We start from the raw sequence: 15571 nt of genomic DNA, 5'->3' as shown, positions 1-15571 counted from the left end.
TGCCGCCCGGCCTGGCGCTGGCGGCCAGTGGCCGGCTCACCGGCACCCCGACCGCGCGCGCGGCCTATGCCTTCGACCTGGCGGTACGCGACGCCCGCGGCACCGAAACGCGCCGGGGTTTCGGCGGCACCGTGTCGCCGGGGGCACTGTCGGTCTCACCCGCCGCGGCGACCGTCGTGCAGGGCCAGCCGGTCCGGCTGGCGCTAGGCGCCCGCGGCGGCGTCGCGCCGCACCGCTTCCAGCTCGAGAGCGGCCGGCTGCCGGACGGACTGCGGCTGTCGCCGGACGGGGTATTGAGCGGCAGCACCGGGGTCTCCCCGGGCCGCTTCCCGCTGGTCCTCCGGGTGACCGACGCCAGCACCGGCGACGGCGAGTACTTCGAGGCCGAAGCCTTCTCGCTCCAGGTCGTGGCGCCGACATCCGGCAAACCGTGACGGCGTCCCGCCATCCGCGCTGGCCGCCGCCATTCCAGCTTGCTGGCCTGCGGCGTTCGCGATACAACTGGCGGGGTTAAACAGGGGAAGGGGAATACCATGAGCCGCAGCGACCTGATGGCGCGGCTGCTTCGCATGGCGCGTCTGGCCGAGCGCTGCGAGCAGACCGGCGAAAGCCCGGAAGAAACCATCGGCCGGGACCAGCCCGGCAGCGAGGGCCGACGCAAGTTCGCCAAGGGCGTGGTGGCCGCCACCACCGGTGCGGCGGCGTTCTCGCTGGCGCCGGGCGCCTGGGCGGACGCCAAGCGCATCGGCATGAAGCCGGTGCGGCCGCGACTGAACGGCAACATCGCGGTGGTGGGCGCCGGCATCGCCGGCCTGGCCTGCGCCACCGAGTTGAGCCGCCAGGGCCTCAATGCCCGCGTCTTCGAAGCCAGCGACCGCGTCGGCGGCCGCATCGCCAGCCTGCGCGACGTGTTCCCCGGCCAGGTGGTCGAGCGCGGCGGCGAATTCATCGGCAGCTCGCACCACGCCATGCTCGGCTATGCGCGCGAACTGGGCCTGACGCTCGAGCAGCACGCGGCACCGGCGGGCGACAGCTACTACTACTTCGGCGGCCAGCGCTATTCGGAAGCGCAGGTGGTGTCGGAATACCGCGAGTTCGCCGCTTCCATCGGCGAGGACATCGGCACCCTGGGCTCGCCCACCGCCGATCGGTTCAAGGAAAGCGACGCCACGCTCGACTACCTGAGCATCGCCGACTACCTCGACCTGCACGGCGCCGGCAGCCTGCTTCGCCGCGTCATCGGCAGCGCCTACCTGGCCGAGTACGGCGCCGGCATCGATGAGCTCAGCGCGATCAGCTTCCTGCGCTTCGTCCACGGCGACAAGCGCAGCCGCCAGGCCCCGTTCGGCGTTCACGGCGGCGAGCACGTGCGCGTGCTCGAAGGCAACGACCGCATCACCAGTGGCCTGGCCGAGCGCCTGCCGTCCATGCCGGCGCTGGGCCACCGCCTGGTGTCCATCCGCAAGCTGGCGGGCGGCATGATCCGCCTCACCTTCGACGTGGCTGGCCGCAGCGTGCAGAGCGACCACCACGCGGTCGTGGTGACCGTGCCCTTCAGCGTGTTGCGCGACGTCGAGTTGCACGCCAGCCTGCAGCTTCCGGCCTGGAAGACGCTGGCCATCAAGTCCACGGACATGGGCCGGCACAGCAAGCTGATGGTGGGCTTCGATGGCCCGTTCTGGCGCAACCAGCACGGCCTCGACGGCACCGGTTTCAGCGACATGCCGTCGGTGCAGGCCACCTGGGAAACCAACCCCAGCCGCGCCACTGCCGCGCATGCGGTGCTCGCCGGCTACTTCGGCGGCGCGCGGGCCCAGGGCATGACCGCGGCCGGCACGCAGGCCGATACCGGCGCCTTCCTGGCAGGCCTCGAGCGCGTGATGCCGGGCGCCACCGCCGCCGCGTCGCGTGACGCCAGCGGCCGTTTCCTCGCCTACACCGAGAACTGGGCCGGCAATCCCTTCAGCAAGGGCTCGCAAAGCATCAACCGACCGGGCTATTTCACCAATACCGCCCATCACGAAGGCAAGGCCGTCGGCAACCTGCTTTTCGGCGGCGAGCACACCTCCAGCTTCTACGAGTGGCAGGGCTTCATGGAGGGCGCGGCGCTGTCGGGCCTGCGCACCGCGGGCGAAGTGCTTGCGCTGGCCAAAGCCTGAGACCGACGCGTCGGGCACGGCCTGAGCCGTGCCCGAACTTGATCCGGTCCTGCTGACCTCGCCCAGCGTCCGCTGTGGCACCACGCTGCTGCAGCGGCTGCTGTGCTCGGCCCGCAACACCCTCGTCTACGGCGAGGAGGTGGGCAAGGACCTCGACCTGCAGCTGCAGGTGCTGGCGGCGCGCGAAACCGTGTACATGCGCTCCCGGCAAGCGCTCACCGAGCGGCTGGCGCACGTCCTGGCCGGCGACCGCGACGAGTGGCTGGTGGACCTGATGCCTGACCTGGACCGCTACCTGGCCGCACTGCGACAGGGCGCGCTGGCTGGCCTGGCCAGCTGTCGCGAGCACGCCCATTCGGTCGGCCGCTCCGTCTGGGGGATCAAGTACCCGGGCTGGCCGCCACACCTGCTCGAGTTGCTGCACCAGGCGGTGCCGCGCACGCGCGTGGTCTACGTCGTGCGCGACCTGGGCGATACCGCGCGTTCAGCCAAGGCCTGGCTGGGCCTGTCGACGGAATCCGCGGTGGAGGCCTTCTGCGCGCAGTGGCTGGCGCACGTCGCCTTCATGCGGCAGTGGGCGGGGCAGCATGCCGTGTTGTGGCTGCGGCACGAAGACCTGCTGGCATCGCCCGGGCCGACGCTGGCGACCCTCCGCGACTTCCTGCCGGTCGGCGAGATGGACCTGCGGGTGCTGGAACGGCGCGTCAATCGCGACGGCGGGCTGGCGGAGACCTGGCTCGCGCCGCAGCCCTACCTCGCGCCAGCGCCCCTGACGGCCCGCGAACAGGCCTGCGTGGACGCGACCATGGCGGCGAGTGGATTAAACTAGCGGCCGTTTACCGGGGAAATGCATGGAACTGCTCACGCTCGAGCACTTCGCGGGTTGCGTCAACGAGACCTTCCGCGCCGCGCTCAACGACGGCGACATCGAATTCGTGCTGGTCGAGGCACGGCCGCTGTCGAACGCCCCGCCCAACCCCGCGCGGCTGCCGTTCTCGCTGCTGTTCCGCAACGGCGCGGCGCTGCTTTTCCCGCAGCAGACCTACCGGATGTCGCACCCGCGCGTCGGCGAAGTCGCCATCTTCCTGGTGCCGGTCGCCCGCGAGCGCGAGGGCTTCCTCTACCAGGCCGTCTTCAACTGAGGCCTGGCGGCCAGCGCATGCGCTGGTGAGTGTCGCTGCCGCCATCGCAAGCCTGGAAGCCCAGGCGCTCGTAAAGCCGGCGTGCGCCGGCGTTGTCGCGCACCACGTGCAGGCCGACGCCACGACCCAGGGCCTGCGCCTCGGCCTGGGTGGCCCGGATCAGCGCCGCCCCCAGGCCCTGGCCGCGGCAATCCGCCAGCAGGCTGATGTCCACGACCAGGTGCTCGGGCGCGGTGCGCCGCAGGTAGTAGCGCCCGCACAGCCGCCCGTCGCGCTCGATCACCATGAAGTCGGCATCGGCGTAATGCAGCACGTAGTGGCGATGCTGCAGCTCGAACTGCTGCGCCAGGAAGCCCTGCTTGGCCACCGCCGGCCAGGCCACGCGCGCCATCTCGGCGGCGCGGGTGTCGGCGTACAGGGCCAGCAGCGCCGGCAGGTCGCCGTGGTGCGCGGTTCGCAGGACGAAGCCGCGACCTTGCAGGTACGCGGGCGTCTCGACCGCGGGCTGCCCCCGGGCCGGGAACGGAAGCAGGCCGCTCATTGCGCTACGGGAAGGACGGGTAGATGCCCTGCAGCGCGATGCAGAAATTGATGCCCAGGTACGGCTGCTGGTTCTGGTGCGGCTGGCCACCGCCGGCGTTGGGCTGGATCATGCCCGGCGCGAACGAGGTATTGAGCGCCCCGGCCGGCCGGAAGGCCGTGGCCGACGAGGACGAGGCCACCGACAGCGCATTGCCGGCCGACGGCGACGAGGCCCGGCTCGCGGCGTTGTTCTGGGCGTAAATGACCATGTTGTGCGAATGGGAGGGGATCTGGTTCGCGGTCAGCGTGACCGTGTTGACGCCGAACGTCTGGCCCAGGCTGCGTGGCGACAGGCCCGGCCCCTGGCCCTGCTGGTTCGCGGCACGCCCGGCGAAGTTGGGCAGCTGGAACGTGGTCTGGCCATTACCGCCATAAATCGTCCCGATCAGCGAGAACAGCGCCGTGTTCTGGGAGATCGGCAGCGTCGCGCCGTTGCAGAACGCCCACCCGCGGGGATTGAAGTTGAATCCATACAGCTGGATTTCGCCGATGAAGGGCTGGGTCATGATGCTTGTCTCCGGGGTGGCCGCAGGCGCCGGATGGCGGACTGGCGGCTTGGCGAATCAGGGCGGGCGGTCAGGCTTGGCTCGGGAAAATGCCGAAGACAGCGATGCAGAACTGCACCGTCAGCGTCGGCATGCAATTTTCGTGCGGTTGGGATCCACCGGCTGCGGACACCGTTTGCGCCGAGGGGCTGAACGGCGTGCCGCCGACGGTACTGGTGGCATACATCGTCTGCCCCGACACCGCACCCGGGATGACGCCGGTCCCCGGCGTGCCGGTGGACGCCACGGCGGTGGTCGCCACGACGGTGTGGGTGTGGGCCGGCATCTGCGTAGGCAGCACGGTGACCGTCTCGGTACCGGCGCGCTGGCCGATCACGTAATTGCTCAGGCCAGGACCGGTGCCCTGGTGGATCGGCACGCGTCCGCGCAGGTCGGGCACCGCGAACGTGGTCTGGCCATCGCCGCCGTAGGTGGTTCCGATCAGCGCGAACAGGGCGTCGTACTCCGAGATCGCCAGCAGGCTGCCGTCGCACGCCTGCCACCCGTTCGGTGCGCCCCGGGTGCCGAAGGCGAACATGCGGATCTCGCCGATGTAGGGGGTGGACATGGGGCATTACTCCGTGGAGAAGGGCGGTCGCGCGAGGCGCGCTCCGGGATCGGTCGGCATCAGTTCCGGGAGGGGAAGATTCCCGACAGGGCGATGCAGAAATTGATCGTCGAGTAGGGCTGCAGGTTCGGATGCGGCTGGTTGCCGCCCGCAGGCGCGATGGTCGCGGGATTCAGCGGCACCTGCGTTCCGGTGGAGGCACCGTAGAGCGCAGCGCTCGTGCTGGCGAAGACGTTGCCGTTGGGATTGCGGGTGGTGCCGGCGTCGGTGCTGGCGGAGGCCTGGTGCTGGTGGGCCGGCAGGTTGGTCGACAGCAGCGTCACGTTCTCGACGCCAGCGGCCTGGCCGATCTGCACCGACGGCGGCTGCCAGGACGGGTCGACCGAGGAGGCATAGCCAATCGGCGTGCGGCTGCGCAGGTCGGGCAGCGCGAAGTTGGTGGTGCCGTTGCCGCCGTACTGGGTGCCCAGCAGCGAGAACAGGGCCTGGTTCTGGTTGATCGGCAGCAGCTGCCCGTTGCACAGGGCCCAGAACCTGGGCGCGAAACTGAAGCCGGTCATCATGACCTGGCCGATGAAGAACTCGCTCATTGCCGCTTCCCCCTGGAATGCACGCTGTGCGCGGGGGGCGTTCGCCTGGCGAGGGCCCCCCGACCCCGATGGCCACTTTGCCGCCACGGCTGGGGCAATACAAGCCCGGGCCGCCCCGGCCGGGAAACGTGCTGGCGGTCACCCCTGCGAACTTGTCGTGATGACGAGGGCGGCGGATTGGGCTACCGTTGGCCGGTGCTGCCACGGGCCTGCGTGACCCTTGGCGCGGCCGGACCTGACGGGTCCGGACAGACAAACGTCGCCAAAGGGGAAATCGCAATGCTGTCCAAGTCCACCGCCCGCGCGGGGTTCACCCGTCTCTTCGTCTTGGGCTGGCTGTTGCTGGCCGGCTTGTTCTGGTCCTCCCTCGCGGCGGCGCAGCACACCTCGACGCTGTGCCCGGTGCAATCGGGCACCGTCGCCAATGGCGGCTCGGTGGTGATCGACATCACCGACTGCAACGACTTCTTCGGGCCGGGCGTCGGCCCCGTGCAGTTCCCGCCCAGCAACGGCACGGCCGTGCTGAGCGAACTGTTCACGCCACCGTCGACCTACCAGATCTTCGTCACGTACACGCACGACGGCTCGGCAACCCTTACCGATTCGTTCGGGTTCAACGACGAGTACGGCGGCCGGGTGCAGGTCAACATGACCATCAGCCCGCCGACCTCGGCGATCGTGGTGTCGCCGGCCAGCATCGCGCTGCAGACCGGCGTGCCCTTCAACACCACGCTGACCTCCACCGGCGGCACCGCGCCCTACACCTACACCCTCAACAGCGGCACGCTGCCGGCCGGCCTCAGCCTCACCTCGGGCGGCGTGTTGTCCGGCACGCCCACGCAGCGCACGGCCTTCAGCTTCACCGTCCGCTCGCAGGATTCGCTGGGTGACTTCGTCCTCAAGACCTATGGCGGCACCATCGCCAACCCGGCCATCACCGCGACGCCCACCAGCACCAGCCTGGTCCAGGGCACGCCCTCCACGCTGGCCTACGCCGGCAGCGGCGGCACCGCCCCCTACACCTTCTCGCTCAACAGCGGCACGGTGCCCCCCGGCACCACGCTGCAGGCCAATGGCCAGCTGACCGGCACGCCCACCACGACCGGCACCTTCAACTTCGACCTGGTGGTCAACGACAGCACCACCGACCCGGCCTGCCCGGGCTGCGACTTCTTCGCCGTCGTCCCGGTGTCCGTGCAGGTGGTCCCCGCGCCCAGCGTGTCGATCGCCGTTTCGCCCGCCTCCGTGTCCGAGGACGGCGCCACCAACCTCACCTTCACCGTCACCCGCAGCGCCGCGCTGGCGGGCTCCACCGTGGTGAACCTCACCACCGGCGGCACCGCCACCTCCGGCGTGGACTACACCGGTGGCGTGGCCACGGTCACCATCCCGGGCGGCGCCACCACGGCGACGGTCGTCATTGACCCCACCGTCGACGGCACCGTCGAGCCGGATGAAACCGTCACCCTGACCGTCGCCGCGGGCGCCGGTTACACCGTCGGCGCGCCGGCGACCGCCACCGGCACGATCCTCAATGACGACGTGCCGAGCGCGACCATCAGCGTGTCGCCGGCCAACGTGGCCGAAGACGGCGCGCCCAACCTCGTCTACACCGTCACGCTGAACCAGGCGTCGTTCTCGGCGCTGTCGGTGAACTACACCATCGGCGGCACCGCCACCAACGGCACCGACTACGCCACCATCACGTCGCCGCTGGTGATCCCGGCCGGCAGCACCACCGGCACCATCACGGTGAACCCGATCGCCGACGCGACGATCGAAGCCAATGAAACGGTCGTGCTGACCCTGGGCGCGGGTGCCGGCTACACCGTCGGCGTGCCCAACGCCGCCACCGGCACCATCCTCAACGACGACCTGCCGAACCTGGTGATCAACGACGTCACGGCGAACGAAGGCAACGCCGGCATCACCAACTTCACCTTCACCGTCAGCCTGAGCGCACCGGCGGGCCCGGGCGGCGTCACCTTCGACATCGCCACCGCCAACGGCAGCGCCATCGGCGGCGTGGACTACGTCACCAGCAGCCTCACCGGCCAGACCATCCCGGCCGGCAGCAGCACCTACACCTTCACCGTGCTGGTGAACGGCGACGTGCTCAACGAGCCGTCCGAGACCTTCTTCGTCAACGTCACCAACGTGGTCAACGCCGTCGTGGTGGATGGCCAGGGCGTCGGCACCATCGTCAACGACGATCCGCTGCCCTCGCTGTCGATCAACGACGTCAGCGTGATCGAAGGCAACGCCGGCACGGTCAATGCCGTGTTCACCGTGACGCTCAACAACGCCAGCGGCCAGACGGTGTCGGTGAACTACGCCACCGCTGACGGCACCGCCACCCAGCCCGCCGACTACACCAATACCAGCGGCACGCTGACCTTCACCCCGGGCCAGACCACCCGGACCATCACGGTCCCGGTGATTGGCGAGACCATCCCCGAGGCCAACGAGACCTTCTTCGTCAATCTCAGCGGCGCGACCAACGCCACCATCGCCGACAACCAGGGCGTGGGCACCATCACCAACGACGACGTGCCGGTCACGGTCAACCCGGCCACGGTCCCGAACGGTACGGTCGCGGTGGCCTACAGCCAGTCGCTGACTGCCAGCGGCGGCACCGCGCCCTACAGCTTCGCCGTCACCGCGGGCGCGCTGCCGCCGGGCCTGACGCTGTCGACCGGCGGCCTGCTCTCGGGCACGCCCACCGCGGGCGGCACCTTCAATTACGTCGTCACGGCCACGGACAGCAGCCCCATCCCGGGTCCGTTCTCGGGCAGCCGGGCTTATTCCCAGACCATCGCGCCGCCCACGATCTCGCTGCCGGCCACCTCGCTGGCGGGCGGCACGCTGGGCCAGGCCTACGCTGATGCCATCGCACCGGCCAGCGGCGGCACCGCGCCGTACAGCTACGCCGTCACCGCCGGCGCCCTGCCGGGCGGCCTCACGCTGAACGCGACCACCGGCGCCATCACCGGCACGCCGTCGGCGCTGGGCACGTTCAACTTCAGCATCACCGCCACCGACAGCAGCACCGGCACCGGCCCGTACACCGCGACGCAGGCCTATGCGATCACCGTGATCGACGTGCCGCCGGTCGCCAACAACGGTTCGCTCACCGTGGCGTTCAACGCCCCGGCCACCAACGTGCCGCTGAACATCACGGGCGGCGCGCCGGTCTCGGTCGCCGTCGCCACGCCGCCGACCAATGGCACCGCGATCGCCAGCGGCACCAGCATCACCTACCAACCCAACGCCGGTTACGCCGGCGCGGACAGCTTCACCTACACCGCCACCAACAGCGGCGGCACCTCGGCGCCGGCCACCATCACCGTCACGGTGAATGACCCGACGGTGACCATCACCGCCGGCGGCCCGCTCACCGGCACCGTCGCGGTGGCGTACTCGCAGACCTTCACCTTCACCGGCGGCACCGCGCCGTGGTCGGGCTACCAGGTCACCAACCTGCCGGCCGGCGTGTCGATCACCGGCACCACGGCCAGCACGGTCACCGTGTCGGGTACGCCGACGGCGGCGGGCAGCTTCGCGCTCAACGTCTCGGCCACCGACAGCAGCACCGGCAACGGGCCGTTCACCGTCGGGCAGACCTTCAGCCTCGACATCGCCGGCCCGGCGCTGACCCTGGCCCCGGCGGCGGGCACGTTCAACGCGCCCTACGCGACGCCGTTCTCGCAGGCGTTCACCGCCGGCGGCGGCATCGGCCCGTACACGTATGCCCTCACCGGCGCGCTGCCGACGGGCCTGAGCTTCAGCAACGGCACGCTCTCGGGCACGCCGGTCCAGCCGGGCAGCTACCCGGTCACCGTGACCGCCACCGACACCGGCAGCACCGGCGTCGGCGCGCCGTTCTCGATCGCGCAGAACTACACCATCGACGTGCCGGCCCCGGTGATCGTGGTGGATCCGGCGACCCTGCCGGCCCCGACCGCGGGCGCGGCCTACAGCGAGACGCTCACCGCCTCCGGTGGCGTCGCGCCCTACGGCTTCGCCATCACCGCGGGCAGCCTGCCCAACGGCCTGGTGCTCTCGGCCGGCGGCACGCTGTCGGGTACGGCGACGGAAGTGGGCACGTTCAACTTCACCGTCACTGCCACCGACGCCAACGGCCAGGTCGGCAGCCGCGCCTACACGTTCACCGTGGCGGCGCCGGTGCTGACGATGACCCCGGCGGCCGGCACGCTGAACGCGCCGTACGCGGTGGCCTTCTCGCAGGCCTTCACCGCCAGCGGTAGCCCGGGTCCGTACACCTACGCCCTCACCGGCACGCTGCCGGCGGGCATGAGCTTCAGCAACGGCACGCTCTCGGGCACCCCGACCGCGCCGGGCAGCTACCCCGTCACGGTCACCGCCACCGACACCGGCCTGACCGGCGTGGGTGCGCCGTTCTCGATCGCGCAGAACTACACCATCGACGTGCCGGCCCCGACCATCGTGGTCAACCCGGCCACGTTGGCCAACGGCACCGCGGGCCAGGCTTACGCGGCCAGCCTGTCGGCTACCGGCGCGGTCGCGCCCTACGGCTTCGCGGTCACCGCCGGCGCCCTGCCCCCGGGCATGACGCTGTCGTCCGGCGGCGCACTGTCGGGCACGCCCACCAGCAGCGGCACCTTCAACTTCACCGTCACCGCCACCGACCCGAACGGGCAGACCGGCAGCCTTGCCTACGCGCTGGTGATCGACGTGCCGGTGCTCACGATCACGCCGGCCACCCTGCCCTCGGGCATCGTCGGCGTCGCGTACTCGCAGACGGTCGGCGCTAGCGGCGGCATCGCCCCGTACAGCTTCGCGGTCACGGCCGGCGCGCTGCCGACCGGCCTGACGCTGGCCTCGGACGGCACGCTCTCTGGCACGCCGTCCGCGCAGGGCACCTTCGCCTTCACGGTCACCGCCACCGACAGCACGGGCGGCACCGCGGCGACGGCTGCGCAGGCCTACAGCGTCGAGATCGTGTTCGCCCCGCCGGTGGCGGTCAACGACGCGGCCACGGTGCTGGCCGGTGAGTCGGTGACCATCGCGGTCACCGCCAACGACAACAGCATCGCGCCGATCACCTCGATCGCGATCGCCAGCCCGCCGGCGACCGGCACGGCCACCGTGTCGGGCCTGGACGTGGTCTACACCGCGCCCACGCTCTCGCCGGCCACCGTCACCTTCACCTACACCGCGACCGGCCCGGGCGGCACCTCCGCCCCGGCCACCGTCACGGTCACCGTGAACCCGCTGCCGATCCCGGCCAACTTCAACGTCACCACCACCCCGGCCACGCCGGTGTCGGTGACGCTGACGGCGGGCGCGACCGGCGGTCCGTTCACCGGCGCCGACGTGGTGTCTGTGAGCCCGGTGGCCTCGGGCACCGCGGTGATCGCGGCCTCGGGCGGCGACTACGTGCTGACCTTCACCCCGGACGCGGCCTTCAGCGGCGCGGTGGTGGTGCAGTTCACCATCGACAACGCCTTCGCCACGTCGTCCGTGGGCACGGTGAACATCACCGTCGAGGACCGTCCGGACCCGACCCAGGATGCCGAGGTGCAGGGCATGGTCGACGCCCAGGCCGAAGCCACCCGTCGCTTCGCCACCGCCCAGATCGGCAACTTCCAGCAGCGCCTGGAGCGCCTGCACCGCGGCGGCGGCGGCACCGAGGGCGTGGACAACACGCTCGGCTTCTCGGTCCGCCCGCAGTGCATCGAGTCGGTGGTCACCGACTGGATGGATCCGTGCAGCGACACCCTGGGCTCGAACGAGGGCGGCATGGGCGGCACCGGCGCCAACGGGGCCACGGGCAACGGCGCGCGCAGCGGCGGCGACCGCAACTCGGCGTTCAACGCCTGGGTTGGCGGCGTGATCCGCTCGGGTAGCGCCGACGGCCGCAACGGCAACGCCGACGTGTCCTTCGAGACCGACGGCGCCAGCGCCGGCATGGACTTCCGGGTGAACCCGAACCTCGCCATCGGCGTCGGCATCGGCTACGGCCGCGATGACAACGCGATCGGCGACAACGGCAGCCGCGTCAAGGGCGACGCCAGCACGCTGGCGAGCTACGCCAGCTACCACCCGGGCGAGCGCTTCTACCTCGACGGCCTGCTGGGCTACCAGCGGATCTCCTTCGACCTGCGCCGCTACGTCACGCCGACCGACGGCTTCGTCTTCGGCCAGCGCGACGGTGACCAGTGGTTCGCCTCGGTCTCGACCGGTGCGGACATCCGCCGCGGCACCGTGACCTGGAACCCGTACCTGCGCCTGGACCTGGCCCGCGCCACGCTCGACGGCTACACCGAGACCGGTGACGCGATCTACGCCCTGCGCTACGGCGCGATGGACGTGGACACCAGCACCGGCAACCTGGGCCTGCGCGTGGACAGCGTGGTCCCGACCACCTGGGGCGCGTTCTCGCCGATGTTCCGGGTCGAGTACCAGCGCGACTTCCACGACCGCGCCAACGCCAGCCTGCAGTACGCGGACCTGGTCGGCGGCCCGGTGTACCGCCTGGAAGGCACCGAGTACGACGACAGCCGCTGGGTCCTGGGCATGGGCGCCCGCTTCGACCTGAGCAACCACTGGTCCTTCGGCCTCGAGTACCGCGGCCAGGTGGGCAGCAGCGGCGAAAGCGACAACGGCGTGCTGCTGAACGTCCAGAAGTCCTACTGATCCAAGCGTGACCCTCGAAGGGCCCCTCTCCGGAGGGGCCCTGTCTTTTTTGGTCTGGTAGGCTGCGCGCAGACTCCGGGGGATCCATGGCCCACAACCAGTTCGAGCTGCTGCGGCAGCGGCGCTTCCTGCCCTACTTCGTAACGCAGTCGCTGGGGGCGTTCAACGACAACGTCTACCGGCAGGCGATCATCGGGCTGCTGATCTACCTCGGCATCAGCCTCGATGAGCGCACGCTCTACACGAACCTCGCGCCTGCGCTGTTCATCCTCCCGTACTTCCTGTTCTCGGGCCTGGCCGGGCAGATCGCCGAAAAGCTGGAAAAGTCGAAGCTGGTGCGGATCACCACGATGATGGAGATCGGCATCATGTCGCTGGCCGGCATCGGCTTCCTCACCGAGTCCATGCCGGTACTCCTGGCGGCCCTGTTCCTGACCGGCCTGCAGTCCACGCTGTTCGGCCCGGTGAAGTATTCGATCCTGCCCAGCGTGCTCAAGCCCGAGGAGCTGACCGGCGGCAACGGCCTGGTAGAGATGGGCACCTCGATGTCGATCCTGCTGGGCATGATCTTCGGCGGCATGATCTTCACCGTCGCCGGCAGCCACGGACCGGAAGTGGCGGCCGCGGCGATCCTTCTGCTCGCCATCACCGGCAACCTGGTCAGCCGCGCCATCCCGCGGGTCGAGGCCTCGGCGCCGGACCTGAAGATCAACTGGAACCCGTTCCCGGAATCGCTCAAGGCCCTGCGGCTGACCCGCCGCGCGCCGGCCGTGCGCAACGCGGTGCTGGGCGTGTCCTGGTTCTGGTTCGTGGGCACGGTGCTGACCGCACAGCTGCCGACCTATGCCCAGCTCAACCTGGGCGCCGCACAGAACGACAGCACGATCTACCTGTTCTGCTTCGTGCTGTTCTCGGTCGGCACCGGCGTCGGGTCGCTGCTGTGCGAAAAGCTTTCCCGGCGCACGGTGGAAATCGGCCTGGTGCCGCTGGGCGCGTTCGGCATGACGGCGTTCTGCGTGGACCTGTACTTCGCGCGGCCCGGGCTGGCGCTCGCGGCGGGCATGGACGTCGGCGCCTTCATCGACGCGCCCGGCAGCTGGCGGATCATGGCCGACCTCACGTTGATCGGCCTGTTCGCCGGCCTGTACATCGTGCCGCTGTTCGCGCTGGTGCAGAGCCGCACGCCGAAGGGCGAACTGTCGCGCGTCATCGCCGGCCTGAACATCCAGAACGCCTTCTTCATCGTGATGGCGGCCATGGTCGGCATCGCGGTGCAGCGCTTCCTGGGCTGGACGATTCCCGAGGTCTTCCTGGCGCTGGGCATCGCCAACGCCCTCGTCGCCCTGCTGATCTTCTCGATCGTGCCCGAGTTCTTCCTGCGCTTCATCGCCTGGATGTACGTGACGCTGTTCTACCGCGTGCGCATCGAAGGCGTGGAGGACCACGTGCCCGACGAAGGCGCCGCGCTGCTGGTCTGCAACCACGTCAGCTACATGGACCCGGTGCTGATCAGCGCCGCGGTGCCGCGGCCGATCCGCTTCGTCATGTACTACAAGATCTTCCGGGTGCCGGGCATGAACTGGGTGTTCCGCGCCTACCGCGCCATCCCGATCGCGGGCGCGAAGGAAGATCCGGACGTGATGGAAGCGGCGTTCGAGGAGATCCGCGCGGCGCTCGATGCCGGCGAGCTCGTCTGCATCTTCCCGGAAGGCGCGCTGACCAAGGACGGCGAGATCGCGCCCTTCCGCGGCGGCGTCGAACGCATCCTGGCCACGCACCCGGTGCCGGTGGTGCCGATGGCCCTGACCGGGCTGTGGGACAGCATGTGGAGCAAGCGCGACTCGCGCCTGGGCCGCCTGCGCGTGCCGCGCCGGCTGCGCGCGGGCGTCGGCGTGATCGCGGCCCCGCCGGTGCCGGGCGACAGCGCCACGGCCGCCTCGCTGGAGGCCACGGTGCGCGAACTGCGCGGCGATTCGCCCTGAGCGAGCCGACCGGCCGGCGCGCGGCATTGACCGCGCGGCCGGCCACCCGCTAGGGTTCTTCACATCGTCACGCCGTGGCCACCCGCCGCGCACCAGGGGAATTCCATGTACTGCCAGAACTGCGGCCAGAGCAATCCGGCCGGCGCCGTCCAATGCAGCGCCTGCGGCGTCACGCTCGCCATCGCCGCGCCACCGCCGGCCGCGCCGCGGCCCTACGTCCCCAACCACCTGGTCTGGGCGATCCTGGCCACGCTGTTCTGCTGCCTGCCGGGCGGCATCGTCGCGATCGTGTACGCCGCGCGGGTGGACGGCAAGGTCGCCGCGGGCGACATCGCCGGCGCGCGCAGCGATTCCGACAACGCCAAGCTTTGGTCGTTGATCTCGATCGGTATCCCGCTCGCGTTCGGCGTGCTTTGGCTGCTGTTCGTGCTGTTCGCGGCCATGACCGGCGCCATGGCCGGCTGAATTCCAGGAGAACCCCATGTATTGCCAGAACTGCGGCCAGAGTAACCCCGCCGAAAACACCCAGTGCGTCGCCTGCGGCGTCACCCTCGCGATCGCCGCACCGCCGCCGGCGCCGCCCGCCGCACCGCTCCCGCACGTTGAAAACAACCTGGTGTGGGCCATCCTGGCCACGCTGTGCTGCTGCGTACCCACCGGCATCGTCGCGATCGTCTACGCGGCGCGCGTCGACAACAAGCGGTCGGCCGGCGACCTGCAGGGCGCGATCGAGGACGCCAACAACGCCAAGCTCTGGAGCTGGGTGTCGTTCGGCCTCGGCCTGGCCTTCTCGGTGCTCTACATCGCCCTGAGCGTGACCGGCGCTATCGCGGATGGCAGCTACTGATTCCGCGCCGGCGCTGCCGGCCAGTCGCTGGCTCGCACTGGCGCTGGCGGGCGGCGCGCTGACCGCCATCGCCCTGCTGCTGGTGTTCGACCCGAACGCCGCCGGCAACCCGCTGCCGCCCTGCCCCTCGCAGTGGCTCACCGGCCTGTACTGCCCCGGCTGCGGCGCCACGCGCATGCTGCACGCGCTGATCCACGGTGATTTGCCCACCGCGCTGGCGATGAACCCGCTGCTGCTGCTCGCGCTGCCACTGCTGCCGTTCCTGCTGCTAGAGCCGCTGGGCATCGCACCGGAATCGTGGAAGCCCGCGCTGCGCCGCCTGGGTGATGCGCGCCCCTGGGCCGTGGTGGTCATCACCTACGCCATCACCCGCAACCTGCCGTGGTGGCCCTTCAGCTGGCTGGCGCCAGGCTAAGGTCCGCGCTCAGCAGCCGCTGTCGAGCAGCAGGGCCACGGGGTTGATTCCCGTCCAGGC

Annotated in this window: 13 protein-coding genes and 1 pseudogene; 10 read left to right on the top strand and 4 right to left on the bottom strand. The window is 70.4% G+C overall.

From position 1 onward, the window contains the following. The 4 genes from Q0C12_RS12285 to Q0C12_RS12270 all read left to right on the top strand — a co-directional run. Window positions 1–434: putative Ig domain-containing protein (locus Q0C12_RS12285; protein WP_290890597.1), on the top strand; the 434-nt coding region annotated here is incomplete at its 5' end. 99 nt (window positions 435–533) lie between these two features. Further along, on the top strand, window positions 534–2159 hold the full coding sequence (locus Q0C12_RS12280) for an FAD-dependent oxidoreductase (RefSeq protein WP_290890596.1): 1626 nt from the start codon (window positions 534–536) through the stop codon (window positions 2157–2159). Between the two features lie 28 nt (window positions 2160–2187). Further along, window positions 2188–2988: a sulfotransferase gene (locus Q0C12_RS12275; RefSeq protein ID WP_290890595.1), complete on the top strand. Its 801-nt coding sequence runs from the start codon at window positions 2188–2190 to the stop codon at window positions 2986–2988. A 22-nt stretch (window positions 2989–3010) separates the two neighbouring features. Next, window positions 3011–3301, top strand: a complete 291-nt coding sequence (locus Q0C12_RS12270; protein WP_290890594.1) for a hypothetical protein — start codon at window positions 3011–3013, stop codon at window positions 3299–3301. Here the strand turns inward: Q0C12_RS12270 and Q0C12_RS12265 are convergent. The 4 genes from Q0C12_RS12265 to Q0C12_RS12250 form a co-directional block, all read right to left on the bottom strand. Continuing rightward, the gene (locus tag Q0C12_RS12265) at window positions 3294–3842 is read right to left on the bottom strand and encodes a GNAT family N-acetyltransferase (protein WP_290890593.1); all 549 of its coding nucleotides are present in this window, start codon (window positions 3840–3842) and stop codon (window positions 3294–3296) included. The two genes, Q0C12_RS12270 and Q0C12_RS12265, sit on opposite strands and share 8 nt — an antisense overlap. A 4-nt stretch (window positions 3843–3846) precedes the next feature. Next, the gene (locus tag Q0C12_RS12260) at window positions 3847–4389 is read right to left on the bottom strand and encodes a tail fiber protein (protein WP_290890592.1); all 543 of its coding nucleotides are present in this window, start codon (window positions 4387–4389) and stop codon (window positions 3847–3849) included. A 70-nt stretch (window positions 4390–4459) separates the two neighbouring features. Beyond that, window positions 4460–4996, bottom strand: a complete 537-nt coding sequence (locus tag Q0C12_RS12255) for a tail fiber protein (protein ID WP_290890591.1) — start codon at window positions 4994–4996, stop codon at window positions 4460–4462. 59 nt (window positions 4997–5055) lie between these two features. Further along, window positions 5056–5586 carry a tail fiber protein gene (locus Q0C12_RS12250; RefSeq protein ID WP_290890590.1) on the bottom strand — a complete coding sequence of 177 codons (531 nt, stop codon included), beginning with the start codon at window positions 5584–5586 and terminating at the stop codon, window positions 5056–5058. A 279-nt stretch (window positions 5587–5865) separates the two neighbouring features. Here Q0C12_RS12250 and Q0C12_RS12245 point away from each other — a divergent pair, with 279 nt between their 5' ends. The 6 genes and pseudogenes from Q0C12_RS12245 to Q0C12_RS12225 all read left to right on the top strand — a co-directional run bounded on the left by Q0C12_RS12245 (window position 5866) and on the right by Q0C12_RS12225 (window position 15511). Continuing rightward, complete coding sequence (locus tag Q0C12_RS12245; RefSeq protein ID WP_290890589.1) at window positions 5866–12267, top strand: putative Ig domain-containing protein; 6402 nt, start codon at window positions 5866–5868, stop codon at window positions 12265–12267. A gap of 86 nt (window positions 12268–12353) precedes the next feature. Then, the gene (locus Q0C12_RS12240) at window positions 12354–14249 is read left to right on the top strand and encodes an MFS transporter (RefSeq protein ID WP_290890588.1); all 1896 of its coding nucleotides are present in this window, start codon (window positions 12354–12356) and stop codon (window positions 14247–14249) included. 105 nt (window positions 14250–14354) lie between these two features. Next, a pseudogene (locus Q0C12_RS14885) lies at window positions 14355–14414 on the top strand (zinc-ribbon domain-containing protein); the annotation flags it as partial. Between the two features lie 15 nt (window positions 14415–14429). Beyond that, window positions 14430–14714, top strand: coding sequence for a CD225/dispanin family protein (locus tag Q0C12_RS12235; protein ID WP_290890598.1), 285 nt, complete (start codon window positions 14430–14432; stop codon window positions 14712–14714). 16 nt (window positions 14715–14730) lie between these two features. Beyond that, window positions 14731–15096 carry a CD225/dispanin family protein gene (locus Q0C12_RS12230; protein WP_290890587.1) on the top strand — a complete coding sequence of 122 codons (366 nt, stop codon included), beginning with the start codon at window positions 14731–14733 and terminating at the stop codon, window positions 15094–15096. Beyond that, window positions 15083–15511, top strand: coding sequence for a DUF2752 domain-containing protein (locus Q0C12_RS12225; protein ID WP_290890586.1), 429 nt, complete (start codon window positions 15083–15085; stop codon window positions 15509–15511). Before Q0C12_RS12230 ends, Q0C12_RS12225 begins: the two co-directional genes overlap by 14 nt. The last annotated feature ends 60 nt before the right edge of the window (window positions 15512–15571 follow it).

Source organism: Arenimonas sp. (assembly GCF_022842045.1).
Lineage (GTDB): Bacteria > Pseudomonadota > Gammaproteobacteria > Xanthomonadales > Xanthomonadaceae > Arenimonas.
Note: the sequence above shows the minus strand (reverse complement) of the source record. Positions and strands in the feature narration are given on the sequence as shown.

Excerpts from the sequence above, each read along its gene's own strand:
- Q0C12_RS12280 (WP_290890596.1), top strand. The coding sequence starts at position 534 with ATGAGCCGCAGCGACCTGATGGCGCGGCTGCTTCGCATGGCGCGTCTG.
- Q0C12_RS12260 (WP_290890592.1), bottom strand. The coding sequence starts at position 4,389 with ATGACCCAGCCCTTCATCGGCGAAATCCAGCTGTATGGATTCAACTTC.
- Q0C12_RS12250 (WP_290890590.1), bottom strand. The coding sequence starts at position 5,586 with ATGAGCGAGTTCTTCATCGGCCAGGTCATGATGACCGGCTTCAGTTTC.
- Q0C12_RS12265 (WP_290890593.1), bottom strand. The coding sequence starts at position 3,842 with ATGAGCGGCCTGCTTCCGTTCCCGGCCCGGGGGCAGCCCGCGGTCGAG.
- Q0C12_RS12230 (WP_290890587.1), top strand. The coding sequence starts at position 14,731 with ATGTATTGCCAGAACTGCGGCCAGAGTAACCCCGCCGAAAACACCCAG.
- Q0C12_RS12245 (WP_290890589.1), top strand. The coding sequence starts at position 5,866 with ATGCTGTCCAAGTCCACCGCCCGCGCGGGGTTCACCCGTCTCTTCGTC.
- Q0C12_RS12225 (WP_290890586.1), top strand. The coding sequence starts at position 15,083 with ATGGCAGCTACTGATTCCGCGCCGGCGCTGCCGGCCAGTCGCTGGCTC.
- Q0C12_RS12270 (WP_290890594.1), top strand. The coding sequence starts at position 3,011 with ATGGAACTGCTCACGCTCGAGCACTTCGCGGGTTGCGTCAACGAGACC.
- Q0C12_RS12255 (WP_290890591.1), bottom strand. The coding sequence starts at position 4,996 with ATGTCCACCCCCTACATCGGCGAGATCCGCATGTTCGCCTTCGGCACC.
- Q0C12_RS12240 (WP_290890588.1), top strand. The coding sequence starts at position 12,354 with ATGGCCCACAACCAGTTCGAGCTGCTGCGGCAGCGGCGCTTCCTGCCC.